The following is a 26,387-nucleotide window of genomic DNA, read 5'->3' as shown; positions in this document are numbered from 1 at the left end:
TTTTATGGATACAAAAATTAAGAAGATAGCGGTCTTTACCTCCGGGGGCGACTCTCCGGGAATGAACGCCGCCATACGTTCTGTTGTGAGGACCTGCGCATTCATGAAGATAGAGTGCGTAGGTATCTACAGGGGGTATGAAGGGATGATAGAAGGCGATTTTCTCCCGATGAATGCCCGAAGTGTGAATAATATTATCAACAAGGGCGGAACCATCCTTAAATCGGCCCGGTGTGAAGAATTCAAAACCAGGGAAGGAAGGCAAAAGGCCTATGACCAGCTGAAGTCCGAAGGCGTGGATGCCATGGTGGTCATCGGGGGCGACGGAAGCTTTACCGGGGCCCTCCTCTTTAACGAGGAATTCGGCATGCCGGTCATCGGCATCCCCGGAACGATCGACAACGATATCTTTGGCACCCGGTATACCCTGGGCTTCGATACGGCCATCAATACGGCCATGGAGGTCATTGACAAGATACGGGACACGGCCAGTTCACACCACCGACTCTTCTTCGTGGAGGTCATGGGAAGGGACGTGGGCCATATCGCCCTGAATGCCGGCGTAGGTGCAGGAGCGGAAGAGATCCTGATCCCCGAGGAGAACCTCGGCCTCGAGAGGCTGCTGGAATCCCTGAAGCGAAGTAAGCTTACCGGAAAATCATCGAGTATCGTAGTGGTCGCAGAAGGGGATAAGACCACTGGTAAGAACGTCTTCCAGCTCAAGGAATACGTGGAGGAGCACCTCCCGATCTACGATGTGAGGGTATGTGTTCTGGGCCATATGCAGAGGGGAGGAGCGCCTACCTGCTTTGACAGGGTCCTGGCCAGCAGAATGGGTGTGAAAGCCGTGGAAGCCCTGCTTGAAGGGAAATCCAACCTTATGGTAGGTATACTCGACGATGATATCGCATTTACCCCCCTAAGCGAGGCGATCAAAGGAAAAACAAAAATAGATAAGGAGCTCATCAGAGTATCCGATATAATGTCCACTTAAATAAAAACAAACATGGCAACATTGAAAATAGGAATTAACGGATTTGGTAGAATTGGTAGATTGGTCTTCAGGTCGATCGCAAAACGAGACGGTGTAGAGGTAGTAGCGATCAACGACCTGCTTGATGTAGAACACCTGGCCTACCTGCTGGAATACGATTCCGTCCACGGCAGGTTCGACGGAACGGTGTCTGTGAAGGACGGTAACCTGGTAGTCAACGGAAAGACAATCCGGATCACAGCCGAAAGGGATCCGAAAAACATCAAATGGGATGCCGTAGGGGTAGATATCGTAGCGGAATGCACGGGGATCTTCACTACTATGGAAACGGCCCAGTACCATATTGACGGGGGTGCCAAAAAAGTGGTCATTTCAGCCCCTTCCAAGGATGCGCCTATGTTCGTGATGGGGGTCAACCACAAAGATGTGAAGGCTTCAGACAAGATCGTTTCCAACGCTTCCTGTACAACCAACTGCCTGGCCCCTCTGGCCAAGGTGCTCAACGATTCATTTGGCATTGAAGAAGCACTTATGACCACTGTACACGCCACCACGGCCACACAGCTTACCGTAGACGGACCTTCCAGAAAGGATTGGAGGGGAGGAAGGAGCGCTATGCTCAACATCATCCCGGCATCTACGGGAGCGGCAAAAGCAGTTACCAAGGTGATCCCGGCCCTGGAGGGGAAACTTACAGGGATGGCTTTCCGTGTGCCGACCGCGGATGTATCCGTTGTGGATCTTACCGTAAGGTTGAAAAAGGAAACTTCTTATGAGGAAATCAAGAAAGCGTTTAAAAAAGCCTCTGAAGGCGAGCTTAAGGGCATTCTGGGGTATACCGAAGAACAAGTGGTGTCCCAGGATTTTATCGGCGATGCCAGGACCAGCATCTTTGATGCCGGTGCCGGTATTGAGCTCAACCCGAGATTCTTTAAAGTGGTGTCCTGGTATGACAACGAAGCGGGTTATTCCAACAAACTGGTAGACCTGGCTCAATATATCCATACCCTCTAAGATTATAAAACAGAAGTTGAGGAATCCTTAGAATAGGTAAATATTGCTTATTTTAAGGATTCCTTTTTTACACCATAACCTATGATACTAATTGTAGACAGTGGAGCGACCAAGGCAGACTGGATCGCCCTTGACGAGAAAGGGAATGAGGTCTTTATGACCCAGACCCTCGGCCTGAGCCCGGAAGTGCTTACTCGCGAGGTCATCGAGGACAGGCTCGCAAACAATTTTGAGCTCTCCAAGAACAGAAACAAGGTAAGCCGATTGTATTTCTATGGGGCCGGTTGTGGCACGGAACGGATGAAGAAATTCCTCAGGAACATCTTCAAGGCTTTTTTTAACAAGGCCAAGATAGAGGTAAAGGAAGATACCTATGCCGCCATCTATTCAACCACCAAAATAGGTCATCAGGGAATCGTCTGTATTCTGGGGACCGGATCCAATTGCAGTTATTACGACGGGCACCAGTTGTTCCAAAAAGTGATCTCCCTGGGATATATTCCCATGGATGACGGCAGCGGGAACTTCTTTGGCCGTAAACTGATCCGGGATTACTATTTCCACAAGATGCCCCAGGCTCTTGGGTTGAAATTCGCCAGTGAATACAACCTGGACCCCGATGTGATCAAGGAGAATCTGTACAAACAACCCAACCCCAATACTTACCTGGCTACCTTTGCCCGCTTCCTCATCGAAAATAAGGACCACCCTTATTGTAAAGGAGTCATAGATAAGGGGTTACAGCAATTCGTGAACAACTACATCATGCAGTTCGAACTGGCCACCAAGGTACCTGTGCACTTCGTGGGAAGTATCGCCTGGTTCCTGAGAGAGGAATTAAAGATGGTCCTGGAGAGGAACGATCTTATCACCGGGGTGATCCGGCAACGGCCTATAGACGGACTAGTGGAATTCCACAAACAGACTATCTGATGGCGATCATGGAGATCTCCACATTCACGAATTTGGGGAGATTAGACACCTCTACCGTTTCTCTGGCAGGTGCAGTAGCAGGGTCAAAGTAAGACCCGTATACCTCGTTGATCTCCGCAAATTGCTTCATGTCCTTTACAAAGATGGAGGCTTTGGCCACCTGTTCAAACCCCATACTCGCCTTGGTGAGAATGGCCTTGAGGTTTTCCATACACTGCCGGGTCTCAGCCTTGATATCCCCCGAGATCAGCTCCCCGCTGTTGGGATCCATGGCAATCTGACCCGAGATGAATAAGGTGTTACCGGCCAACACGGCCTGACTGTAAGGCCCGATGGGCGAAGGGGCTTTTGAGGTGTGGATGATCTTTCTGCTACTCATGTATTTGGTTGTTAGTGATTATCTTCTTACAGGTTGACTTCGGTTTTCCCATTTCAGGTCCTGTAGGATGGAACTCTTGATCCCGATAAAGAAATACCATCTCTTGAAATCCCCGAAAGGCGTCCAGTTGAAGCGCATGACAAAGCTTTTGAGGTCGCGCTCAAACCTCAACTGTGTGACCGTAAATCCTTTCCTCCTGATGTCGTAGCCAGAGGATGCCCCCACCCTCCAGCGAGGGGAGAGTTCGATGTTCCCGGAGAACATCAGGGAGTGATTGGAAAACTCATTCTGCCGGTTGCTGTTGCTGTAGGTAGCCGCATATTGCAAACGCAGGTCCCATGGGATCTTGGCCCCATACCTGGGATTCTCGATGTCGTCGGGATCCCGGTTCTTAAAACTGCTGTCATTGAAATTGTCGGCTGTTCCAAAGAGGTCGTCCGTCCGCCCACCGCTGGCAGCCACATAGTTCTGTCCATTGTAAGGGTCTTGCTCTTCCTCCTCTTTGTCCCTGTCCTTCCCAAAATCCTTACTGCTCAAATTATAGCTGATATTGGCCCTGGCCGTTGTTAGCCTGAACAGGCTTCCGCCGTTATCGATGTTAAAGGTGTTGATCCGCCGGCCGTTGTTGTCTATGGCGTAGGGGTCCAGACTGGCTCCGAAGTTCACGGACATCTTGTTCTTAAAGAGGTTGGTACCCCCGCTCATACTTACCGGGCTGATCTTGAGGGAGTCGGCCTCAAAGTTGTAGCCCGTGGAAAAGTTCAGGCTGTTTAGCAGTTGGATCTTTTTGGGTTCAGTGGCCGTACTGTCCTTATCCTTTACCTTGGCTTCCAGGGTGTTTTGGAGGGAAAAGGTGAGTGCATTCGACTTCCCCAGGCTGGGTGCCCCGTAGATCGTATTCTGAAAGCGGGAGTACTGTACGATGTTCCCGGATACCTCGTTCAGGTATTCGTCGTAGTACTGTTCAAATGAGGGGGCGTATCCATAACTTACCGTGGGCCTCATCACATGTCGTATGGCCTGGAATTTCTTATCCTCCCCGAAGGTGAACGTACCATAGAGGGTAGTTCCCACACTGGCGCTGAAATTATAGGTGTTGTAGCGGTCAAAGCCGCTGATCGTATCGGTCACCACGGTTTGCGTATCCGGATCGAACCTCTGGTTGAAGGTTTGGAGGGTCCAAATGTCCTCGTAGTTTCCACCCATGGTGACGCTAAAATATTTGGCCACTTTGAAGTTCGTACTGATCGGGATCCGGTGTCGAGCCCCTACCTTGGCATCGTCGAACATTTTTGCCGTCAGGAAATCTTCGTCATTGGTGCGTATGCTGTTTCTGGCATTGAGGTCGTACTGAAAGTTGATATTCTGTATCGCCCCTTTCTTGATCCCATCCCTCTTGGCAAACGGGAAAACACGCTCCATGGCTGCCTGAAGGGTTGGGAGGGTCACATCCACCACGTTGGTATTGGTGTTCTGGTTGTGGGTGGCTGTCAGGCTCATATTCACGGAAGGGTAGGCCGGAAAGGTCTTGGAATAGGAGATGGAGGATGACAGGTTGTTGGTCTGTGTGAGGGCCAGGTTCTGCTGCAGGAGGGAATTCCTGTAATACTGGCTGCTTCCCAGGTTTACGGAGGCTGAAAGCCGACTGTTGGGATTGGCCTTCTGATCCTGCGAGTGGGAGATCTGTATGTTGTAGATCGTCCCCCGGCTGTAATCATCAAACCCCTTCTGGCTTACGATCTGGTTTTCGTACCGGAAGTTGAAATTCCCCCTGTACCGGTATCGTTTGGCATAGACGGATTGCGCCCTGATCCCGTAACTCCCGTTCGTATAGAGGTCGCCCGTAAGGGTCAGGTCCACATAGTCATTGATAGGGAGGTAGTATCCCGCGTTCTGCAGGAAGTAGCCCCGGTCCGGATCATTTCCAAAGGTCGGCATCATGATCCCTGCAGTCCGCCCTACGGTCAGTGGGAAATAGGCAAAAGGCAGGGCAATGGGAGTAGGGACATCCACGATATAGAGGTTGCTGAACCCTGCGATTACCTTTTTTTTGGGGACGAACTTGGCCTTGCGCACCCGTATGTAATAGTCAGGATCTATGGTATCTTTGGAAGTGGTGAGTTTCCCCTCGCTCAGGAAGTACACCGAATCATTCTCCTTCTTGGTGCGTTCCGCATAGACCTTCATGGCATCGCTCCCCAGCTGACCCAGACCGGCCTGTTGCTCGGTCCTGGAATTCCAGATCACTGCCTTTTGGGTATCGAAGTTAAAGCGGATGGAATCCGGGATGACCACATTCTCCCCCTGTTTAAAATAGGGGAGTTGGGAATAATTACCCAGGGTATCCTTTAAACGCCCTGCATACACCTCGTTTTTGATGTAATCCAGGATGATGATCCCGGCCTTGAGCTCGGTATCCTGGTAGTAGATCTCCGCCTCGTTGTAGAGGTAGACCTTCTGATCTTTTTGGCTGAGCTTCACGTAATCCTTGGCCTTGTACTTGATCTTGTCTAGGAGGAGGGCAGGCTTTTTAGGGACGGAATCTGCCCTGATGGAATCGGTACGGACGGTATCCTGTGAGAGGGAAGGGGGCAGGGCAGGGGCCTGTATGCTGTCTTCCACAGCCTTGATCGGCAGAGGCCTGATCTTGTCCTCCTGTGCAAAAACCAGGGCCACAACCGAGAAAAACAAACCCGCGAAAAGAAAAAGCCGTTTATTTGATTGCAAAGCTATATATCCTATTTTTGTAGTGATGTGGCTTGATTTTTGTAAGCCAAACTTACATATATTTTTCTTCTGCCCGTGGCGGAGAACGATATTTTTAACCTAAGATTAGTAGCGTAATTTCGCGAACTACCATGAATAAAAAATTGCATTTTTTCGCCTGTTTTTACCTCATTTTATGTTTTTACGCCATGGCAGCAGACCCGGTTCCGGCGAACAGAGGGGATGAGGGATTTGTCGTGGTACTCGATGCGGGCCACGGAGGGCACGACCCCGGGAACCTCGGCAATGGCTATATGGAGAAGAACATTGCTCTGAATATCGTCCTGAAAGTAGGGGAGGAACTCAAGAAAATACCGGGGATCAAGGTGATCTATACCCGGGATGACGACTCCTTTGTGGACCTCTTCGTCAGGGGGGAGATCGCCAACAAGGCCGATGCCGACCTGTTTGTTTCCGTACATTGCGATTCTCACACCTCCAATGCCCATGGGGCCGGTACTTTTGTACTGGGACTGCACGCCAATAAACAGAATTTTGAGATCGCGAAAAAGGAAAACTCGGTTATCTACCTGGAGGACAATTACGAAGCCAAGTATGCCGCTTACGATATTAACTCCCCTGAATCCGTCATAGGCCTTACCATCATGCAGGAGGAATTCCTGGATCAGAGCATCCTCCTGGCAAAGCTCATACAGGACAACTTTACGGGCAAACTGAAGCGAAACGATCGTAAAGTGAAGCAGGCGGGTTTTATCGTCCTCCACCAAACATTTATGCCAAGTGTCCTCATAGAGACGGGCTTTTTGACTAATAAGGAAGAGGGGAAGTACCTCAATTCGGCCAAAGGACAGGCCGAAATGGGCAAGGCCATTGCGGAAGCTATTGTAAAATACCGCGGTAGTATTCCGGATGAACAGACCGTGATCTCAAACGGCGCTCCCAGGCAAACCCCGGCCGAAGTAAAGGAGGTCCCGAAAAAGGTCGACCCTGATCTCAAGTCGGAGCAGACCTTGCAAGCCTCCAAAGAAGTTTCCACACCTGTTGATCCTCAGGTCGATGGGAGTTCAAAGAAGGAAGGGGAGAAAGAAGCATCTTCAGTCAGGATGCAGGTTGCTCGTGAAGGCGTGACCTTCAAGGTACAACTCATGGCCAGTTCCAAGAATCTACCTCCGGGTTCTCCCGAATTCAAAGGATTGAACAAGATCTCCAAAGAACCGGTGAACAACCTCTTTCGCTACCTGTACGGAGAAACGGATACTTATATGGGGGCCAAATTATTGAAGAACAATGCCGACATGAAAGGCTTTACGACCTCTTATATAGTGGCTTACAAGGACGGGAAACGCATACCTCTGGACGACGCCCTGAAATACGAAGATGAATAATGGCCTGCCTTCCGAATTTATTTCTAATTTTGTTTGGAACCTAAAATCGCTCAGTTGAAACTATCCAGGGAAATCAAGACAGGCATCATCGTTATTGGAGGCATTCTGCTCTTTATCCTCGGTTTCAGCTATCTCAAATCGTCCCCCCTCTTCGATGACAGCAAGATCTTCTACGCGGTTTATGATAATGTAGGCGGACTCCAGACGGGGACCCAGGTGTCTATCAACGGGTTTAGTGTGGGCAAGGTGAACGACATCCAGTTCAAAGACAACAGTGGGAAACTGGTCGTGACTTTTTCGGTTGCCAGCAGTTTTGAATTTTCAAAGAACAGCAAGGCCGAACTCTACGATACGGGAATCATTGGAGGTAAGGGGATTCAGATCATCCCTGTGTTCGACGATGCTCCTTTAGCCCGGTCAGGGGATACGCTGGTGACCAGCACCCGTCCCGGCCTTACCGAACTGGTACAGCAGAAACTCACCCCCCTCCAGTTAAAGGTGGAAGGGGCTGTGTCTAATGCAGATACGCTTTTGATGAATTTCAACGACGTTCTGGATGACCAGACCAAAAAGAACCTTCGGGAAAGTATTCGGGGTCTGACCGCCGTGTTGGAAAGCTTCCAGCAAAGCGCCGGCACGCTGAATGAAATGTTGAACAAGAACAAAATGCACATAGACAGCTCTATGGGCAATATAGACCGACTCACCTCCAATTTTGCCAAGGTATCCGATTCCCTGGTAGCGGCCAACCTCGGCGAGACAGTTCGCAACCTGGAGGCTACCATGAAGAACCTCAATGGGATACTCTCCAAGATCGAAAAGGGGGAAGGTACCATGGGCAAGCTGATGCAGGACGAGGCACTTTACAACAATCTAACGGAGGCTTCCAGGGAACTCGACCTTCTCCTGCAGGACTTCCGCCTCAATCCAAAACGCTATGTCAATGTATCGGTCTTCGGGAAAAAGCAGATCGATTACTCCCTTCCTGAGAACGACCCTGCCTTAATCAACAAGCAATAATTGATGGACTACCTTCCCAATATCCTCTTTGCCGCCCTTTTGATCGCTGGTATTGGCTATTTTACAAAAAATGTAAAGAAACTCAGGCGGAATATCCTGCTGGGCAGGAAGGCAGACCTCTCCGACAACCGGCCGCAGCGCTGGAAGAACATGGCGAGGATCGCCCTGGGACAGAGTAAGATGGTCGTTAGGCCTGTCGCCGGGCTGATGCACATTATAGTCTACCTGGGATTCATCATCATCAACTTAGAGGTGCTTGAGATCGTGATCGATGGTCTTCTCGGCACCCACAGGGTATTCGCCTTCATGGGTGGGTTCTATGATTTCCTGATCGCCTCCTTTGAGATCCTGGCCCTGCTGGTGATCGTCGCGGTGGTGGTTTTCTGGCTCAGGAGGAATGCGCTCCGCCTGGCCAGGTTTGTGAAACCGGAAATGAAGGGCTGGCCTAAGAATGATGCCAACTGGATCCTCTATATCGAGCTTATCCTCATGACTCTTTTCCTGACCATGAATGCTTCAGACCTGCACTTGCAACGGATGGAAGTGGCCCATTATACAGAGGCGGGTTCCTTCCCTGTTAGCCAGTGGATCACACCGCTCTTTGAGGGAATGTCGGCCTCTACTGTGGTCCTGATCGAAAGGACAGCCTGGTGGCTGCACATAGCAGGTATTTTGTTCTTTTTGAATTACCTGTATTATTCCAAGCACCTCCATATCTTATTGGCATTTCCCAACACATTCTACGGGAACCTCAAGCCCAAAGGGCAGTTCAGTAATAACGAGGCAGTAACTAAGGAGGTACGCCTGATGATGGATCCAAATGCCGATCCCTTCGCCGCTCCGGCGGAAGATGCCCCGCCACCGGAAAAATTCGGGGCTTCGGATGTAAAGGATCTGAATTGGGTACAGTTGCTCAGTGCCTACACCTGCACGGAATGTGGCAGGTGCACCAGTGAGTGCCCGGCCAACCAGACGGGTAAGAAACTCTCCCCCAGGAAGATCATGATGGATACACGTGACCGCCTGGAAGAAGTGGGAAGGAACTTGGACAAGAATGGAGGTACTTTTGTGGACGATGGGAAGCAGTTGCTGGATGACTACATAACCCGGGAGGAACTGTGGGCCTGTACCTCCTGCAACGCTTGTGTGGAAGCCTGCCCGGTGAGCATAGACCCCCTGTCCATCATTATGAACATGAGGCAGTACCTGGTCATGGAACAATCGGCCGCTCCAGCCGAACTGAATGTCATGATGGGAAATATCGAAAACAACGGAGCTCCATGGCCGTTCAACCAGATGGACCGGCTCAACTGGGCTAACGAAACAGCTTAACGAAAGAATACGCAGAAAATGAATGTACCCACTATGGCATCCCTCTTCGCCCAGGGCAAAGAACCAGAAGTTTTATTTTGGGTCGGATGTGCAGGAAGTTTTGACGACCGGGCTAAAAAGATCACCAAGGCCTTTGTAAAGCTCCTGGATAAAGCCGGGGTCTCCTTTGCGGTCCTTGGAACCGAAGAGAGTTGTTCCGGAGATCCAGCCAAAAGGGCCGGAAATGAATTCCTTTTCCAGATGCAGGCGGTTACGAATATAGAGGTGATGAACGGATATGGGGTAAAGAAGGTGGTCACAGCCTGTCCGCATTGCTTCAATACCCTGAAGAACGAATATCCCGGCTTGGGGGGAGATTACGAAGTGGTGCACCATACCCAATTTTTAAAACAATTGCTGGAGGAAGGCCGACTCACCCTTCAGGGAGGCGCTTTCAGGGGAAAGAGGATCACCTTTCACGATCCCTGTTACCTGGGAAGGGCCAATAACGTCTATGAAGCCCCCAGAGAATTGATCCGCAAACTCGATGCAGAGCTGGTGGAGATGAAGAATTGCAAGCAAAGGGGTTTGTGCTGTGGCGCCGGAGGAGCACAGATGTTCAAAGAAGCGGAAAAGGGCGATAAGGAGGTGAATATCGAACGCACCGAACAGGCCCTTGAAACACAACCTGAAATCATCGCTGCGGCCTGTCCTTTCTGCAATACCATGATGACAGACGGGGTAAAGAATAAGGAAAAGGAAGGCACCATAGCGGTGTTGGATATAGCCGAATTGTTGGCGAAAGCAGAAGATCTCTGATGGAGTGATTTTGGTACGATTTTGGAGCCTATTGAAAATGAATAAAGCAAGACTATGTTAGTGGCATTTGAAGAATTACCCGACACTTCGCGGATCTGGGTCTATCAGGCCGACAGGAATTTTTCCGAAGAAGAGTTGAAGGAACTCGATGAACTCATCCCCCAATTCCTGACCCAATGGACGGCACACGGGGCGTCCCTGCACGCGGGGTACGAGATCAAATACAACCGGTTCATCATTATCGGGCTGGATCAGTCTCTGGCCTCTGCCTCAGGATGTAGTATTGACGCTTCGGTCCATTTCATCCAGGGACTGGAGAAACGCTTTGGTGTACAACTTCTCGACAGGATGAATGTCTCCTTTAAGCAGGGCGACTACATTACCTATAAATCCATGTCGGATTTCAAGAAGATGGCAAAGGCAAAGTCTATCTCGAAAAACACCATCGTCTTCAACAATCTGGTGGCCAATAAGCAGGAATACCTCGAACACTGGGAGGTCCCTGCCTCTGAAAGTTGGCACGGCCGTTTTATTTAGCCCATTTACCGCCATTTCAGGGTGTTATCCTGTAAAAACGCAATATTTCTCATGCATCTTAGTTAGATTCAATGTCCAGACAGGCCTATGCGGAAAATATATAGCTCCTTTGTATTCATCCTGACCTTTACCCTGTTGACCCAGGCACAGCGCGACCCTTTACAAACGGTTGACAGTCTGGAGCAGAGGGTATGGGTGGAAGACACCTACAAGGAGATGAGCCTGCAGGAAAAGATTGGGCAGTTGTTCATGGTCCTGGTAGCCTCGGATCAGAGCAAGGAATCTACAGACAGGATCAGGGACCTTATACGGCAAGAGCATCTGGGCGGGATCATCTTTTCCACAGGAGGCCCGGTTCGCCAGGCAAGACTTACGAATGAATACCAGTCTGTTTCCAAAATTCCACTTTTGATTGGGATGGACGCGGAATGGGGCCTGGCCATGCGGCTCGATTCCACCTTTGCGTATCCCTGGAACATGACCCTCGGGGCCATCCGCGATTCCAGTCTGGTCGAAAGTATAGGATACCGCATAGGGACGCATGCAAAGCGCCTGGGGGTCCATATCAACTTCGCTCCTGACGTCGATATCAATATCAACCCGCGGAACCCCATCATAGGCAACAGGTCTTTCGGGGAAGAACGGGAGAACGTCGCCCGGAAGGGTGCTGCCTTTGTACGTGGTATGAGCAGGGCAGGGGTTCTCACCAGTGCCAAGCATTTCCCCGGCCACGGCGATACGGAGGTGGATTCACACAAGGACCTTCCGGTAATCCCTTTTGAGAAAGAGCGGCTAGACAGTATAGAGATCTATCCTTATAAGAATTTGATCAGGGAAGGCGTGACAGGGGTCATGGTGGCCCACCTCAATGTACCAGCTCTGGAACCGGATGAGAAACGCCCCTCTTCCCTTTCGAAGAACATCATTTCCAAGACGTTGAAAGAGGACCTGGGTTTCAGGGGGCTGATACTCACAGACGCTTTGAATATGAATGGAGTGACCAGCTTTGCCGGAGAGGACCAGGCCGCTTTGGAGGCATTTCTAGCCGGGAATGACATCCTTCTTATGCCCAGGAATTTGCAAGGCGCAAGGGCGGCCATAGAAAAAGCCTTTAGTGAAGGCGCGATTTCAGAATCCCGCCTGGAAACGTCTGTAAAAAAGATCCTGATGGCCAAATACAAGGCGGGATTACAGGCCTACAGGCCCATCCCCCTGGATAACCTTTACGAAGATCTCAATACGATAGAAGACTCCCTTCTCTATGAGCGGGCATTTGAAGAGGCGATCACGCTCGTGAAGAACGAAGTGGACCTGTTGCCAATCAAGAATCTCGAAAACAAGAAGATCGCCTATGTTTCAATGGGAGACGACTCCGGAGACGCTTTTTTAAAGGCCCTTCAGAAATATACAAAGGTGACTCAGATAACAGGAAAGGACATAGGTGCGCTGAAGAAGAACCTGGAGCCTTACAATTTGGTGATCGTCGGTTTCCACAGAAGCAATGAGAGTCCCTGGAAGCCTTATAAGTTTTCGGAAAAGGAATTGTTCTGGCTGGCGGAACTGGGCAGGCAGCGGAGTTTCAATCTCGTCCTATCCGTGTTCGCTAAACCCTATGCGCTGCTCGATCTGGTAAATTACGACGATCTGGATGGCCTGGTCCTCAGCTATCAGAACAGTGAAATAGCCCAGGAAAAGACCGCAGAGATCATTTTCGGGGCCATTCCGGCCAGGGGAAAGCTTCCGGTTTCCCTTGGATCAGGTATCAAGGCAGGAAGCGGGATCCTAGGGAAGTCACTGGGTCGGCTAGGCTACAGTATCCCGGAACGGGTAGGAATGGATCGAAAGCTACTCAAAAGGGTAGATACGCTGGTCCAGAACGGGATTGACTCCATGATGTTCCCCGGAGCTCAGGTGCTCGTGGCGAGGAAGGGGAAGGTTATTTACGATCGGAATTTCGGGAAACCCACCTATGATGGGAAGGATTCCATCAATTCGGAACACCTCTATGACCTGGCTTCCCTTACAAAGATCCTGGCGACCTTGCCCATTGTTATGTCTATGGAGGAGGAAGGGAAGATCTCCCTGAATGATACTTTTGGGGAATTGATCCCCGCCTATGATACTACCAATCTCAAAGATGTCACAGTACTTAAGGCTTTGAGTCACTATGGGCGCCTCCCTTCGTGGATCGCATTTTATCTGGCAACCCTCGACAAGAATAGAAAGCCATCCCCTGAGTTCTACCGGTCCCGTCCAGGGCCAGGGTATTCCATAGAGGTAACCGATAACCTTTATCTCAGCGATGCTTACCGGGATTCCATCTACAACCGCATTGGGAGACAGTCCCTGAAATCGAATCGGTACAGGTACAGCGATGTGCCCTACTACGTGATCAAGAAGTACATAGAAGAAAAACTGGGAGAACCCCTTGATAATCTGGTCACAGAGAAGTTTTACAAGCCCCTGGGGGCCGATCACACCCGATTCAGGCCCCTGGACTATTTCGAAAGGGAGCGCATCGTACCCTCAGAGATCGACAATTATTACAGGTATCAGACCGTACAGGGCTACGTGCACGACATGGGCGCGGCCATGCAGGGTGGGGTGGGAGGCCATGCCGGCCTTTTCAGCAATGCGAATGATGTGGCCAAGATCATGCAGATGTACCTGCAGGGAGGCTATTACGGGGGTGACCGCCTGCTTCAGTCGAGGACCATAGAAAAATTCAACAAGTGCTATTTCTGTAATGAGGATGTAAGGCGTGGGGTGGGTTTTGATAAGCCCCAACTGGAGCCCCATGGTCCAACCTGTGGCTGTGTCTCCCGCAAGAGCTTCGGGCACAGCGGGTTCACGGGTACGTATACCTGGGCTGATCCCGAGGAGGAGATCGTCTATGTCTTTTTGTCGAATAGGACCTACCCCTCATCCACCAACAACCTCCTTATCAAATCGGAATTGCGCACGCGTATACAGCAGGCGATTTATGACTCCATTATCAAGTAAAAAAGGAAATTAAGCGTAATTTTACATCATGAAGATCGCCATTGTTTGTTATCCCACCTTCGGCGGGAGTGGCGTGGTCGCCACAGAACTCGGCATCGCCCTGGCCGGCAGGGGGCACGAGATCCATTTCGTCACCTACAGGCAGCCGGTCCGACTCGAATTGCTGGGTAACAATATCCACTTCCACGAAGTACACGTACCGGAATATCCTCTGTTTCACTACCAGCCCTATGAACTGGCCTTGTCCAGCAAGTTGGTGGATACCATCAAACTCCACGGAATTGAGCTCCTCCATGTGCACTACGCCATTCCCCATGCCTATGCGGGATATATGGCAAAAAAGATACTGGAAGAGGAAGGGATTTACATCCCGATGATCACCACCCTTCACGGAACGGACATTACCCTGGTGGGCAATCACCCCTTTTACAAGCCCGCGGTGACCTTTAGCATCAACAAGTCAGAGGTGGTGACCAGTGTATCCGAAGACCTGAAACAGAAGACCCTGGATTTCTTTGAGATCGAAAAAGAGATCGAGGTCATACCGAACTTCATAGACAAGCGGAAGTACAGCGCAGAATTTACAGATTGCCAGCGATCTCTCATGGCCGGGGAGGACGAAAAGATCATTACGCACATCAGTAATTTCAGGAAGGTCAAACACATCCCGGACGTCATTAAGGTTTTCTATGGGATTCAGAAGGAGATCCCTGCAAAGCTGATCATGGTAGGGGAGGGCCCTGAAAAGGAAAAGGCAGAGATGCTCTGTGATGAACTGGGGATCACCCAAAAGGTGGTCTTCCTGGGTCAGAGCTCAGAGATAGACCGTATTTTGTGCTTTTCAGATCTGTTTTTGCTGCCCTCCAAGTCGGAGAGTTTCGGATTGGCCGCGTTGGAGGCCATGATCAACAAGGTGCCTGTAATCTCGAGCAATACGGGGGGTATCCCCGAGGTCAATATACACGGTGTAACCGGATTCCTGAGCGATGTAGGGGACGTGGACGACATGGTTAAAAATGCCCTGTACATCCTCAAGGACTCGAAAATCCTCGAGACTTTCAAGTTAAATGCCTACAAAGCGGCCCTGAAATTTGATATACACCATATCCTGCCGCTGTATGAGAACCTGTATAAAAAGGCATATCAGGAGCATTACCGAAGTATCTCAATAAATTGAAAACAGGCCTGTTAAGGATTGAATCCAAGTTATATAGAGATTGCGGATAATCCTGAAATTTTACAGGTTGCCGATTTTTTTCAGCGTTTAAAATCCCACTCTTCTATAGGTTCTTTTTTGTCTTTCTCTTCACCGATGTTATAGGCAGATCGTAGTCCTTTTTGGCTTTCGGTAACAGCCTGATGTAATTTTGCAGTACGAGATCCCAAAATCTTACTGTAATGAAAAAATACTTTGCGTTTCCCACGTTTATTTTATTGGTTGGCAGTTTTAGCCTGTATGCCCAGGAAATACCAGCCCTAACTTCAAAGGATAGTATTATCCAAAGCTCCTGGATGGTGGGCGTCGGATGGAATTTCATAGATGATTCCGGGGATGCCTTTAACGATTTTACGACCATCAGAGACCAGTGGAACGGGGTGGCCTTCCCCTCCCGGATCAATGTGGGCCGCTATTGGAAAAGTGGCCTGGGCCTGGAATTGATAGGTACTTACAACAATTACAAAGCGGGCAATACCATTGACGGGATCACCATTCCTGAAGATATCCCATACTGGGGGATCGATACCCGTCTCAGCTATGACCTCAATAAGCTGGTAGGGGAGACCGGATTCTTTGATCCTTATGTCGGAGTGGGTCTCGGCTATTCCGATGCGAACAACCTGGGCCGGGGCACGTACAATGCCATTATCGGGTTCAGGACCTGGTTCTCAGAACGATGGGGACTCGATTTCAGTTCCAGCGGGAAATGGTCCTTTGGGAATGAAGCTTCCAACCACATACAGCACGCGGTTGCAGTAATTTACCAATTCAATATTAAGAAAGAACTCTCCAAAAAAGGTGAGGAGAAACTGGCCATGCTGGAGGAAATGGAAAAAGAGCAGCAAAGGATTCAGGATTCCTTGCTAGCAGCCCGTCTGGCGAAAGAAGAAGCCCGCCTATTGGCCGAACGATTGGAGGAAGAGCGGGAGGCAGCCCGACTGGCAGCTTTGGAAAAGGCCAAGAATGATCGTATAAATAACCTGCGTCAGGCCCTGGACAGCCTGGGAGCCGTGTATTTTGCCTTTGACTCCTCTTACTTAAATGAATCTTCAAAAGAGACCCTGGATGCGGTTTCTGAGTTGATGAATGCCTATCCGGAAATCAGTTTTGAGATCCACGCCTACACCGATTCAAGGGGTCCAGCAGATTATAACCAGTGGCTCTCTGAGCGAAGGGCAGGGCGAACCTTGGAATATCTCATATCTAAAGGGATAGGAGAGCACAGGATGAAGGGTATAGGCCATGGGGAATCCCTGTTGAGTAATGGCTGTTCAGATGGGGTGAGATGCACCAGGGAAGAGCATCAACAGAACAGGCGTTCCGAAGTCACAGTGATTCGCATCGCCGAGGTATTGGCCAAATAAAAAAAACAGTAATCAGGCTGGGAAGCTTATTTAGATAACCATCCCCGCGGCTACCGTTTCATTGGTCTGGTCATCGATCAGGATAAGGCTACCGGTAAAACGATTGTCCTTATAGGCATCGATGAGCAGAGGTTTGGTGGTCCTTATTTTTACCTTGCTGATGTCGTTCATCTTTAATTGCACATCGTCCGTGATCCTTTCCATGGTATTGATGTCGTATTTGTACATCACCTCCTTGATCATGGCCTTTTGCTCATTAGAAGTGTGCATCAGGGTGTATTTGGCCCTCGGCTGGGCCGGCCGGTTGTTCAGCCAGCAGAGCATAACCTCCACATCCTGGGAAGATTCCGGAACATTATTAGACCGCACGATCATATCACCCCTGCTCACGTCAATGTCGTCCTCAAGTTCAATGGCCACTGACATGGGTGCAAAGGCCTCTTCCAGTTTTCCGTTCGGCCCTGTGATCGATTTGATCTTCGAGGAAAAGCCGGAAGGTAAAACTGATACCTTGTCCCCGACCCTGTAAAAACCACTGGCTATCCTTCCCGCGTACCCTCGGAAATCAATAAACCCCTCACGTTGGGGTCGTAATACGGTTTGGACGGGAAAACGGGCGTCAACCTTATTATAATCACTGCTTATATGCATGGTCTCTAAAGTGTGTAGCAAAGGAGCGTCCTGATACCAGGGCATGTTTTCAGATCTATTCACCACATTGTCTCCCAGAAGAGCACTAATTGGGATAAAACGAAAATCCTGAATAAGCAATTTTGCAACAAATTCTTGAAATTCATCCACTATCTTATTAAATATTGACTCTGAAAAATCGACCAGATCCATCTTATTCACACAGACGATCACATGGGGAATATGTAATAAGGAGGCTATAAAGGCGTGTCTTTTGGTCTGTTCAATAACTCCGTGCCTTGCATCTATTAAAATAATGGCGGCATTCGCCGTTGAGGCGCCCGTAACCATGTTCCGCGTATACTGCACGTGCCCGGGGGTATCGGCGATAATGAATTTCCGTTTTGGGGTTGTGAAGTATCGGTAAGCCACATCGATGGTGATCCCCTGTTCGCGCTCATCCCTCAGGCCATCCGTGAACAGGGCCAGGTCAACTCCCTCATGCCCCCTTTTTCTGCTGGTATTTTCGATGGCCTCCAGTTGGTCTTCAAAGATGGATTTGGAATCGTACAAAAGCCTTCCTATCAATGTGCTTTTTCCGTCATCTACGCTTCCGGCAGTTGAAAACCTAAGTAATTCGTTCCGTTCTATTTCCATACGATCTGTTTCTTTTAAAAATATCCCATTTTCTTGCGGTCCTCCATGGCATTTTCCGAACGCTTGTCGTCTGAGCGATTGCCCCTTTCTGTCTGCCGCATGGCCGAAACCTCCTGTACGATCTTTTCCAGGGTATCTGCCTCGGATTCTATTCCCCCGGTGATGGTGATATCTCCCAGGGTACGGAACCGGATCTTTTTGGTTACGATCTTTTCCCTGGGGTCAAGGGTCAGGAATTCGGAATTGGGGATCCAGGAATGGTTGCGCCAGACCACCTCCCTTTCATGGGCGAGGTAGAGGGAAGGGATCTCGATCTGCTCCTGGAGTATGTAGTTCCACACGTCCATTTCGGTCCAGTTGCTGATCGGAAAGACCCGGAAGTGCTCTCCTTCGAAGTATTTTCCATTAAAGAGATTCCACAATTCAGGCCTCTGGTTTTTGGGGTCCCACTGCCCGAAGTCGTCCCTGTGAGAAAAGAAACGTTCCTTGGCCCGGGCCTTTTCTTCGTCCCTCCTGCCACCTCCGATGGCGCAATCGATCTTGTGTTCTTCAATGGCGTCCAGCAGGGTAGTGATCTGTAGTGCGTTGCGGGTGGCACTTTTACCTTTTTCCTCTGCCACCCTTCCCTGATCTATGGAATCCTGAACGGAACCCACGATAAGCTGAACCCCCAGCTCATTTATGAGTTTATCCCGGAAAGCGATGGTCTCGGGAAAGTTATGACCGGTATCCACGTGCATGAGGGCAAAGGGGATCTTGCTTGGGTAAAAGGCCTTTTTGGCCAGGTGGGTCACTACTATGGAATCCTTGCCCCCGGAAAACAGGATAACCGGGTTCTGGAACTGTGCCCAAACCTCTCTGAGGACAAAAATGGCTTCAGATTCCAGCTCTTCAAGGTAACTCAGGTAGTACTTGCTCATGGGTTCACAACTTTAATTTTGGTCGGATCGTTTTGTAAATCAGTTCAATGGCCTCATCCACGCTGTTTTTATCGGATACTTTCACAGCCGGGGAGGAAGGGATCTCATACGGTGCTGAAATCCCGGTCATATTCTTGATCTTTCCGGTTCTGGCCAACTTGTACAGGCCTTTTACATCCCTTTCCTCACATACTTTCAAGGAGGTATTGACAAAGACCTCCACAAAGCGCTCCGCCCCGATAGTGCTACGAATATGATTACGGTCTCTTTCATAGGGAGCTACGAAGGCGGCGAGAATGACGATACCCGCATCGATGAACAGCTTCCCTATTTCCCCAATCCTTCGAATGTTCTCAGAGCGGTCTTCCGGACTGAAACTCAGGTCTTTATTAATACCGGTCCGCAGATTGTCTCCGTCTATTACAAAGGTCTGTATATTCTGAGATTGCAGTTTTAATTCCAGTGCATTGGCCAGAGTCGATTTACCGGAGCCCGACAGGCCTGTAAAGAATACCATAAATGAATTATGGCCGTTTTTCAAGCGGCGGTCCTCCGGGGATATCTTATATTCGTGCTTAACTATGTTTTTCGCCATGATCTGCTTTCTCTGTGCTGTTCGAGTCCGAAGTTGATACGGTACCAAACCCTTTCGTGAAGGTAATACAAAATCATCTTAGTGACTACTTCGGCGAATCCGATCTTGAGTCCTGTCAGCGGATTTCCTGAAATGAACCAGGACAACAAAACAGTATCCAGGGTCCCGACGGCCCTCCAGGTTAAGGTCTTGAAAAGATGCCTTTTCCTGCTATCCCTGATCCCTCTGTTGAACCAGATGCGCTCATGCAGGTAGTAGAGCACCATTTTGGTTATTATTTCTGCTCCCCCGATCTTCAGTCCGGTCACGGGGTTTCCCGTGATGATCCATGACAGGAGGATGGTATCCAGGGTACCCACGATACGCCAGGTTACGGTTTTGGCCAGGTGCCTTTTATAGTGGGAAGTGACCATTATATGGTAACCAGAAAGTGAGGATTCAGAAGGTTCTCTTTATTGTACCTAAGTTCCTGTCCGGTTTCCTGATCGGTGACCTTCAATCCGACTGCCTTACAAATGGCATGCCCTGCAGCCGTATCCCATTCCATGGTAGGGGCAAACCTGGGATATACATCCGCCTTGCCTTCCGCCACAAGACAGAATTTCAGGGAACTTCCTTTAGATACAACTTCAATATCTTCCCCATTCTTTTTAAGGGACTCTACATAAGTAATAGTCTCTTGAGTCATGTGAGATCTACTTCCTACTACTCTTATTCTTGGACTTATACTAATTTTCGGATAGATACGATTACGCTCGGAAAACAAATCTGCTGTGGTTATGTGATTATCCTTTATTTTGATTTTGTAAGCTTTTTGATTGGTTACATTTCCAAAATAGAGCTCTTTTACTGCTGGGACATAAATAACGCCTAAAATAGGTTTCCCTTTCTTGCATAGCGCAATATTTACGGTAAACTCACCATTTTTTTTGATGAATTCTTTTGTTCCGTCCAAAGGGTCGACCAACCAGCAGGTCTCCCAGGTTTTGCGAGTAGCATAATCGATCTGTTTGTTTTCCTCACTGATGATGGGGTAAGGGGTTTTTCTTAGGAATTCGTTGATTACCTTGTTAGAGGCGAGATCGGCTAGGGTTAAAGGGGATCGATCATTCTTAAAGGCCGTCTGGAAATCCGGCAGATCATAGACCTTGAGGATCTCCTCCCCGGCCTGAAGCGCGCAATCGAGTATCGAAACGGTTAGTTCTATTGGTATTTTCATGGTTGGATGGTTTAGTTGGCAATTTCAGATAGATACAAAGATGGTTAGATTTTTTGAAATACAAACCCGGGCTTCCCTTTAGTAATTCCCATGTACTCGTTCTCTGTCGACTTATTGAGCAATTCAAGGCAATTAGTTCCCTCAAATGGGATAAAAGAGTACATTTAGCAATTTGTTCAAAAAAAGTAAAGCCTGGGGGCATCTTACTTTTTTTCATTTTGGTAAGCATATGGTGATCTTAGGACTCAACTATTACTTTCACGATTCCACGGCCTGCATCCTGGTAGATGGGCGGTTAGTGGCGGCCATCGAAGAAGAAAGACTAAACAGGGACAAACACACTCGTGTATTTCCGCACAAGGCTATAGACCGCTGTTTAAAAATGGCAAATATTGGATATAAGGACATCGATCATATCGCGGTATCCATTAAGCCCACCCATAACCTGGGCAAGAAACTCTGGTATGGTATCAACCGGCCGGGTACCTTGAAAACATTTATCAATCACGAGTTTGTTCATGCATATAACAAGCAGAAGGGTTTTTGGGGGTGGTATAAATATCAATTTGGTGACCAGAAAAAGGGTCCTGAGGTACATTTTATACCTCACCACTACAGCCACGCGCCCGGATCGTTCTTTGTTTCCCCCTATGAGGAAGCGGCCCTGCTGGGGATAGACGGATCCGGGGAATGGGCCACTACCTGGCTGGGCAAGGGAAAGGGCAATAAGATACAATGTCTGGGGGAGAGCTTTTTTCCTCATTCTTTAGGTTCATTTTATGAAGCGGTCACCCAGTTCTGTGGTTTTAAAACCTCATATGATGAAGGCAAAACCATGGGGTTAGCCCCCATGGGCAATCCCGATACCTATTACGAGGAGGTGGCCAGCATGGTGGAGGTGGACAAAAACGGAAAACTAACCCTCGACCTGAGCTGGTTCAACTTCCAAAATATGCACTGGCAGAGGTTATCCCGCAAATTCTATAAGCGTTTCGGTGAGGCCAGAAAACCAAATGGGGAGTTTGAGGCCCGCCACAAAGATATGGCCGCAGCCTTCCAGCGCGTATTGGAAGACAGGGTATTAGAGATCTGCGATATCTTATATCAAAAAACCAAAGCAGAATATCTGGTAATTTCAGGGGGAGTATCCCTGAATAGCGTCATGAACGGCAGGATCGTACGGGAAAGCAAATTCAAGGACTTATATGTAATGCCTGCTGCCGGTGACAATGGGACTGCTATCGGTGCAGCCTATTATCTGTACAACGGAATTCTCAAAAACCCAAGGAACTTTATTCACCTTGATCCTTATGTGGGAACACAATATTCCAATCAGGAGATAGAAAAGGTGCTAAAAGGGGCTAAATTGAAATACTCGCATTACGAAGATATTGCTGAAAAAGCGGCAAACCTACTATATGAAGGGAAGATCATTGGATGGTTCCAGGGCCCTATGGAAATAGGCCCCAGGGCCCTCGGAAGCCGCAGTATACTGGCCAACCCGGCATTTCCTGACATGAAGGATAAAATTAATACTGAGGTTAAGTTCAGGGAAGCGTACCGTCCTTTTGCCCCATCGGCTATTGTTGAGGCCAAGGGTGATTTTTTTGATCTTGAGGTGGAAGCGCCATTCATGCTGAAAGTATGCAATGTCCTGCCGGACAAAATTAAAGTGATCCCTGCCGTAACCCACGTGGATGGCAGTGCCCGCTTGCAGACCGTAAGAAAGGAACTGCATCCCCGGTATTATGAGGTCATCGAGAAATTAGGCAAGAAAACAGGGGTACCTGTTGTTCTTAATACTAGTTTTAATATTCAGGGGGAACCCGTGGTGGAATCACCCGTAGATGCGGTACGCTGCTTTTTCTCCAATGGACTGGATGACCTGATCATAGGAAATTTCCACCTGACAAAAAAGTAGGGAGATGCTATTTAATTCCCTGGTCTTTTTTATCTTCCTACCGATAGTTTTTACTATCTACTGGGGGTTTGGCCGGTGGAAACTGAAGATCCAGAACCTTTTTCTCCTGGTAGCCAGTTATGTGTTCTATGGCTGGTGGGACTATCGATTCCTTTCTCTTATCATGCTGTCAACACTTGTGGATTACCTGATAGGGCAGGGAATGGAAAGTGCGACCCGTAAATTTCGCAGAAAGGCCTATTTATGGATCAGCATTCTCTTTAACCTGGGAATGCTGGGTTTTTTCAAATACTACAACTTCTTCGTCGAGTCCCTTTCAGTATCCCTGCAATTACTGGGTTTCCAGGAAAGTTCCTTGTGGACCCTCAACATTTTACTGCCCGTAGGGATCTCCTTTTATACCTTTCAGACCCTTTCCTATTCCCTGGACATTTATAAGGGAAAATTAAAACCGACACGGGATTTTATTGCCTTTGCCACCTTTGTCAGTTTCTTTCCACAGCTGGTGGCCGGGCCTATAGAACGGGCCAGTAATCTCCTGCCCCAAATCAACACAAAACGGACATTCAGTTATGCTCAGGCCGCAGACGGGTTGAAGCTGATCCTCTGGGGGTTATTTAAAAAAGTGGCCATAGCGGATTCGCTGGCAGTTATTGTGGATGATGTTTTTTTAAACTATGCGGATTATTCTGGGAGTACCCTGGCCCTGGGACTGATCTTTTTTTCCTTCCAGATCTATGGGGATTTCAGTGGCTATTCGGATATCTCCATAGGCACAGCCAAGCTTTTCGGGATTGAGCTGATGTCCAATTTCAGGTTCCCGTATTTTTCCCGGAATATATCGGAGTTCTGGCACCGGTGGCACGTTTCCCTCTCCACCTGGTTCAGGGACTACCTTTACATCCCGCTGGGAGGTTCCCGGGAAGGCAGAGTAAAGGCTGTGCGGAATATATTTATCATCTTCCTGGTCAGCGGGTTCTGGCATGGGGCGAACTGGACCTTCCTTATCTGGGGTGGGATACATGCCAGCTTATACTTGCCGGTTTTCCTGATGGGTAAAAACCGAAGTTATGTGGGTGAACATCTGGGCCATGGGTCATTAATAACTAATTTCCTTGATTTTTTAAAGCTACTGCAAACGTTTATTCTGGTCACCCTGTCATGGACGTATTTCCGGGCTGAAAACCTTGCTTCGGCCAACGGTTATCTCGGACGTCTTTTTGGCAACTTGGGTATTGAGGAGTACCACCATCCCCGGGGATACCGTATGATCGATTATTTTATCTTGCTTGGAATCTTTGTTCTCTATGAATATCTGATCCGACATAACGAGCGAAAACCCGTTCCTTTCCGGAATAAGGTTTTGCGTTTATGGATATATACTTTGTTAGTGCTGGGGTTACTATTATTTTATGATAGTGGATCTGACCGCTCATTCATCTATTTTCAATTTTAGCCATGGAGATTCGTAAATTCTTATTGAAAATTAGTTTTTATGGACTAGTGATTCTTTGTCTCCTTGAGATACTGGTCAGGGTTTTTCATTTGTACAAGGATACTCCTTCCCGGATGATAGATGACTATGGAGTGGAGAAGTGGGTACCTAATCAAACCGGTTATTGCGTGACGGGAAATCGCAGGCAAAACGTGGGCAAATACAGAATCAACAGCAGTGGCTTCAATTCATACAGGGAGTTCGAGCCCACGGAATACAATTTTGAACTGGCCCTGATAGGAGATTCTTTTATTGAGGGGTTTCATCAGGATTATGATAAATCGATCGGAAAGATCCTGGAAAGCAAACTCCCGGGAGTTATTGTATATGAATTTGGGTACGCCGGTTATGACTTGGCCTCAGAGTTTCACTTACTGAATACCTATGATTCTATTTTTAATAAAATTGATAAAATTGTGATCTATTTGGACTATCCAGACGATCTTAAGCGGGATAACTATAGTGTTTCTCGGGAACGTCTGAGATTGGAGAGTGGGGTGTTTAGGATGATGAAACAGAGCAAGCTCTTGGTATACACCCAGAATATTGGGCTGTTAGGGGTACCAATTAACTCATTATCCTATCTAAAGACAATGATTTCGAAAATCCTAATGCCCGATAAGCATACAATTCCTTCTGAGATGATTTCGGTAAGAAGTAATGAAGATATCCACTTCAGAAATTTCAAAATGTTATGGGAAACACAAGCCAATTCAAAGGAAAAGATCATGTTCCTGATAGATCGTGCTTCATTTCCTAAAAGCTTGCAGTTATATTTCCAAACTCAAAAAATCCAGGTGATTGATTACGGCATTCCTTTCGAGTATGCGGAAAAACCTGTTACCTTGATATATGATCAACATTGGAATTCATACGGCAGAGAACTAGTTTCTCAAGCCATCGCTGACCAGGTAAATCTGAGGTAATCAGGGTTATAAGTGGGTATCTCGCGAAATTATTTTTATCTCCATTTATTGTAATTGGTCAATAGACAGTAGGAATAAATCTAGATTAGCGATTTTTCGAATGCAATCTGCGAGCGATTCAAAGAGGTTGTGATTCAAAACTGTAGTAACCTCCCATATCCAACTCTTGATATTTATTTCCTATTTCTATAACATATATTTTATGTCTATGCAGTATGAGTGAAAAAAATCACATAATAATTCAGGTTACAATTTCTTTAGATAAATTGGGAAAGATAAATTAGGTTCTTTAAATGAATCCGGTTCGTATCCAAAGCTATTACAGATTTGCTTATAAATATCTTCTTTAATTATTTTCCTTCCTGTGTGGAATATCCTCTCCGGGTCATGGTAGAAGAAACTTTTCTTATACTGGAATAAATTATCATTATTTTTTCTTCCTCCTCCGAGGATATAAAAAGAAAATCCGTTTAATCTTGCCCAATTAATTACTTCTATTTTAAGAAAGTCATTAGGTCTTGTATAAAAGTATTCGGCTAATGTGCCACCAAGAAAGGATAAAATTTCTGAAGACGAAAGTAATAACAACTCTACAGAAATAGGAATTTTATTTTTATAGAGAATTGCTATGGCCGTTCTATTTAAATTATTTAAAATTAATTTCTCAAAAAATTCCAACGAATATAAAAACGAATTTTCTGCGTCTACTCTTTTCATAGTATCTATGTAAACACTATAAAATTCAGATATCTTATTCTTGGGAACTTTTTTATGGTATATCTTACACTCCAGGTTTTCTCTTAATGCTTTACGGTAATTGTTTCTGACCTTTGGTTTAAAATTCAACCATTGTTCTTTTTTTTCAAGAATTCTTCCACAGATATTGACTAACGTAGGAAAGACTATGCCAGAATATTCTTCCCAATTTTTATTAAGCCCAAAGCGAATAAATTCAGTTATGACATTATTTTTTTGATACCATGAATCGACTTCGATCCAAAAACGGGTTAAAAGTTTAGCATCAATACCTTGATTGTATAAAGGACCATTATAACCATAGGGCGAGAATGCATGCCAATATTCTTTATTATTGCTCCAATTGAATCTTCGAAAAACAATGGGCATTAGAATGCAAGGCTCACTGTTACAGGAGAGAAAAAAATAAGAAAGTTTTACATCTTCATCTTTGTTGTAAGCAATGAGAAACTCTTTTCTATAAAGAGGGTTGTCTGGCAAGTAAGCCAGATTTCGAGTGTACAAATTAAAATCGAGGTCTGAATCGAGAGGATAATTAAAGAAAGTAATAAGATCATTAATTG

The 26,387-nt window shown here is 47.7% G+C and carries 22 protein-coding genes; 14 read left to right on the top strand and 8 right to left on the bottom strand.

The features are described 5' to 3' along the window. Positions 1-4 precede the first annotated feature (4 nt). The 3 genes from pfkA to GWK09_RS13625 all read left to right on the top strand — a co-directional run bounded on the left by pfkA (position 5) and on the right by GWK09_RS13625 (position 2,941). Positions 5-994: a 6-phosphofructokinase gene (gene pfkA / locus GWK09_RS13635; protein WP_163694022.1), complete on the top strand. Its 990-nt coding sequence runs from the start codon at positions 5-7 to the stop codon at positions 992-994. Positions 995-1,006: 12 nt separating this feature from the next. Beyond that, on the top strand, positions 1,007-2,008 hold the full coding sequence (gene gap, locus GWK09_RS13630; protein ID WP_163694021.1) for a type I glyceraldehyde-3-phosphate dehydrogenase: 1,002 nt from the start codon (positions 1,007-1,009) through the stop codon (positions 2,006-2,008). Between the two features lie 81 nt (positions 2,009-2,089). Then, on the top strand, positions 2,090-2,941 hold the full coding sequence (locus GWK09_RS13625) for an N-acetylglucosamine kinase (protein ID WP_163694020.1): 852 nt from the start codon (positions 2,090-2,092) through the stop codon (positions 2,939-2,941). On the opposite strand, the gene GWK09_RS13620 is transcribed toward GWK09_RS13625, so the two are convergent. Then, on the bottom strand, positions 2,934-3,320 hold the full coding sequence (locus GWK09_RS13620) for a RidA family protein (RefSeq protein ID WP_163694019.1): 387 nt from the start codon (positions 3,318-3,320) through the stop codon (positions 2,934-2,936). The genes GWK09_RS13625 and GWK09_RS13620 overlap by 8 nt on opposite strands. Before the next feature lie 18 nt (positions 3,321-3,338). Then, entirely contained in the window at positions 3,339-6,047 is a 2,709-nt protein-coding gene (locus tag GWK09_RS13615; protein WP_163694018.1) for a putative LPS assembly protein LptD, read from the bottom strand. Between the two features lie 131 nt (positions 6,048-6,178). Between GWK09_RS13615 and GWK09_RS13610 the strand changes: the two genes are divergently transcribed. The 8 genes from GWK09_RS13610 (at position 6,179) to GWK09_RS13575 (ending at position 16,705) form a co-directional block, all read left to right on the top strand. After that, the gene (locus GWK09_RS13610) at positions 6,179-7,432 is read left to right on the top strand and encodes an N-acetylmuramoyl-L-alanine amidase family protein (protein ID WP_163694017.1); all 1,254 of its coding nucleotides are present in this window, start codon (positions 6,179-6,181) and stop codon (positions 7,430-7,432) included. Positions 7,433-7,486: 54 nt separating this feature from the next. After that, positions 7,487-8,452 (top strand): MlaD family protein, encoded by a 966-nt coding sequence (locus GWK09_RS13605; RefSeq protein WP_163694016.1) that lies wholly within the window; start codon positions 7,487-7,489, stop codon positions 8,450-8,452. A 3-nt stretch (positions 8,453-8,455) separates the two neighbouring features. Further along, entirely contained in the window at positions 8,456-9,784 is a 1,329-nt protein-coding gene (locus tag GWK09_RS13600; RefSeq protein WP_163694015.1) for a (Fe-S)-binding protein, read from the top strand. 18 nt (positions 9,785-9,802) lie between these two features. Next, positions 9,803-10,582, top strand: coding sequence for a (Fe-S)-binding protein (locus tag GWK09_RS13595; RefSeq protein WP_163694014.1), 780 nt, complete (start codon positions 9,803-9,805; stop codon positions 10,580-10,582). A gap of 54 nt (positions 10,583-10,636) precedes the next feature. Beyond that, positions 10,637-11,119 (top strand): ABC transporter ATPase, encoded by a 483-nt coding sequence (locus GWK09_RS13590; RefSeq protein ID WP_163694013.1) that lies wholly within the window; start codon positions 10,637-10,639, stop codon positions 11,117-11,119. A gap of 87 nt (positions 11,120-11,206) precedes the next feature. Continuing rightward, positions 11,207-14,122: a glycoside hydrolase family 3 N-terminal domain-containing protein gene (locus GWK09_RS13585; protein ID WP_163694012.1), complete on the top strand. Its 2,916-nt coding sequence runs from the start codon at positions 11,207-11,209 to the stop codon at positions 14,120-14,122. Between the two features lie 28 nt (positions 14,123-14,150). Next, a complete protein-coding gene (gene bshA, locus GWK09_RS13580) occupies positions 14,151-15,299 on the top strand; it encodes an N-acetyl-alpha-D-glucosaminyl L-malate synthase BshA (RefSeq protein WP_163694011.1) in 1,149 nt (382 codons plus the stop codon). A 221-nt stretch (positions 15,300-15,520) separates the two neighbouring features. Continuing rightward, the gene (locus tag GWK09_RS13575) at positions 15,521-16,705 is read left to right on the top strand and encodes an OmpA family protein (RefSeq protein WP_163694010.1); all 1,185 of its coding nucleotides are present in this window, start codon (positions 15,521-15,523) and stop codon (positions 16,703-16,705) included. A 30-nt stretch (positions 16,706-16,735) separates the two neighbouring features. On the opposite strand, the gene GWK09_RS13570 is transcribed toward GWK09_RS13575, so the two are convergent. Genes GWK09_RS13570 through cysQ form a run of 5 tightly spaced genes read right to left on the bottom strand, consistent with a single transcriptional unit; the run spans position 16,736 to position 20,726 of the window. Then, positions 16,736-17,992: a sulfate adenylyltransferase subunit 1 gene (locus GWK09_RS13570; protein WP_163694009.1), complete on the bottom strand. Its 1,257-nt coding sequence runs from the start codon at positions 17,990-17,992 to the stop codon at positions 16,736-16,738. A 14-nt stretch (positions 17,993-18,006) separates the two neighbouring features. Further along, the gene (cysD, locus tag GWK09_RS13565) at positions 18,007-18,912 is read right to left on the bottom strand and encodes a sulfate adenylyltransferase subunit CysD (protein ID WP_163694008.1); all 906 of its coding nucleotides are present in this window, start codon (positions 18,910-18,912) and stop codon (positions 18,007-18,009) included. A 4-nt stretch (positions 18,913-18,916) separates the two neighbouring features. Next, the gene (gene cysC, locus GWK09_RS13560) at positions 18,917-19,507 is read right to left on the bottom strand and encodes an adenylyl-sulfate kinase (protein WP_163694007.1); all 591 of its coding nucleotides are present in this window, start codon (positions 19,505-19,507) and stop codon (positions 18,917-18,919) included. Next, positions 19,492-19,920 carry a DUF2061 domain-containing protein gene (locus GWK09_RS13555; RefSeq protein ID WP_163694006.1) on the bottom strand — a complete coding sequence of 143 codons (429 nt, stop codon included), beginning with the start codon at positions 19,918-19,920 and terminating at the stop codon, positions 19,492-19,494. Before GWK09_RS13555 ends, cysC begins: the two co-directional genes overlap by 16 nt. Then, the gene (cysQ, locus tag GWK09_RS13550; RefSeq protein WP_163694005.1) at positions 19,920-20,726 is read right to left on the bottom strand and encodes a 3'(2'),5'-bisphosphate nucleotidase CysQ; all 807 of its coding nucleotides are present in this window, start codon (positions 20,724-20,726) and stop codon (positions 19,920-19,922) included. The genes GWK09_RS13555 and cysQ overlap by 1 nt, the downstream gene beginning before the upstream one ends. A gap of 229 nt (positions 20,727-20,955) precedes the next feature. Between cysQ and GWK09_RS13545 the strand changes: the two genes are divergently transcribed. From GWK09_RS13545 to GWK09_RS13535, 3 genes are all read left to right on the top strand, one after another. After that, positions 20,956-22,647 (top strand): carbamoyltransferase family protein, encoded by a 1,692-nt coding sequence (locus GWK09_RS13545; protein WP_163694004.1) that lies wholly within the window; start codon positions 20,956-20,958, stop codon positions 22,645-22,647. A 4-nt stretch (positions 22,648-22,651) separates the two neighbouring features. Continuing rightward, positions 22,652-24,103, top strand: a complete 1,452-nt coding sequence (locus GWK09_RS13540) for an MBOAT family O-acyltransferase (RefSeq protein ID WP_163694003.1) — start codon at positions 22,652-22,654, stop codon at positions 24,101-24,103. 113 nt (positions 24,104-24,216) lie between these two features. Then, on the top strand, positions 24,217-25,068 hold the full coding sequence (locus GWK09_RS13535) for a hypothetical protein (protein WP_204260472.1): 852 nt from the start codon (positions 24,217-24,219) through the stop codon (positions 25,066-25,068). Positions 25,069-25,314: 246 nt separating this feature from the next. Here GWK09_RS13535 and GWK09_RS13530 read toward each other — a convergent pair whose 3' ends face one another. Then, entirely contained in the window at positions 25,315-26,304 is a 990-nt protein-coding gene (locus GWK09_RS13530; RefSeq protein ID WP_163694001.1) for a GNAT family N-acetyltransferase, read from the bottom strand. Positions 26,305-26,387 lie beyond the last annotated feature (83 nt).

This window comes from Muriicola jejuensis (assembly GCF_010671595.1).
GTDB classification, from domain to species: Bacteria; Bacteroidota; Bacteroidia; order Flavobacteriales; family Flavobacteriaceae; genus Muriicola; species Muriicola jejuensis.
Note: the sequence above shows the minus strand (reverse complement) of the source record. Positions and strands in the feature narration are given on the sequence as shown.